The sequence below is a fragment of the Stutzerimonas tarimensis genome (genome assembly GCF_042648805.1).
GTDB lineage: Bacteria > Pseudomonadota > Gammaproteobacteria > Pseudomonadales > Pseudomonadaceae > Azomonas > Azomonas tarimensis.
Map to the genome: position 1 here is coordinate 1 of NZ_JBHRXZ010000031.1, position 954 is coordinate 954.

Sequence of the window (954 nt, forward strand, 5' to 3'; positions counted from 1 at the left end):
CGATCAGTTCGCGTCCGCTCTTGCCCAGGTCCTGCGCCGCCGCCAGGACGGCAGGAAAGACGACAGTGGCCGGGTGGAGCACCGAGCTGTTGTGCAGATCGTCCTGCTCCACCAGGTGCGAACTGGCGCCATTCACCAGGGCGGCGAAATAGGCCGAGCTGCGCGCTCCGCTCACCAGAATGTTCGCGCGCCCCTCGGTCGGCCCCATCAGCTTTGCGTAGTTTTCGAATAGCGGGATGGGATGGGCGTTCTGGCTGGCCAGCGCCGAACCCAGCCAGTCGAGGAACAGGTCTTCGGTGCGCGCGACCACCGGGTCGGGCAGTTGCGCGTAGTCCAGGTCGGCGAGAAACGCGACCAGTTGCTCGGTATGGGTGCTCATGGATGGCCCTTCTTGTTCTTCAATGGGAGAGCGGTTTGACCCGGTGCGTCCTCAGAACGAGCGCGGCAGCTCCAACAGGTGCTCGGCCACGTAGGACAGGATCAGGTTGGTGGAGATCGGCGCCACCTGGTACAACCGGGTTTCGCGGAACTTGCGCTCGACGTCGTATTCGTTGGCGAAGCCGAAGCCGCCATGGGTCTGCAGGCAGGCGTTGGCCGCTTCCCAGGAGGCCTTGGCCGCCAGGTACTTGGCCATGTTCGCTGCCGCACCGGCGTTGAGCCCGGCGTCGTATTCCTGGCAGGCGCGCCAGCGCATCAGGTCGGCCGCCTCGATCTCGATGTGCGCCTCGGCGATGGGGAACTGCACGCCCTGGTTCTGGCCGATCGGCCGGCCGAACACCACCCGGTCGCGTGCATAAGCGCTGGCCTTCTCGACGAACCAGCGTCCGTCGCCGATGCACTCGGCGGCGATCAGCGTGCGCTCGGCGTTGAGTCCGTGGAGGATGTACTTGAAACCCTGGCCTTCCTCGCCGATCAGGCTGTCGGCGGGAATTTCCAGATTGTCGAAGAACAGCT

2 protein-coding genes are annotated in these 954 nt (G+C 65.2%); both read right to left on the bottom strand.

Translation table 11 applies throughout. The features are described from left to right. Positions 1–379 (bottom strand): MmgE/PrpD family protein (locus tag ACFOMF_RS18180; protein ID WP_386361831.1); only part of this gene is annotated, 379 nt, incomplete at its 3' end. A 51-nt stretch (positions 380–430) separates the two neighbouring features. Then, a partial coding sequence (locus tag ACFOMF_RS18185) for an acyl-CoA dehydrogenase family protein (protein WP_386361829.1) occupies positions 431–954 on the bottom strand: 524 nt, incomplete at its 5' end.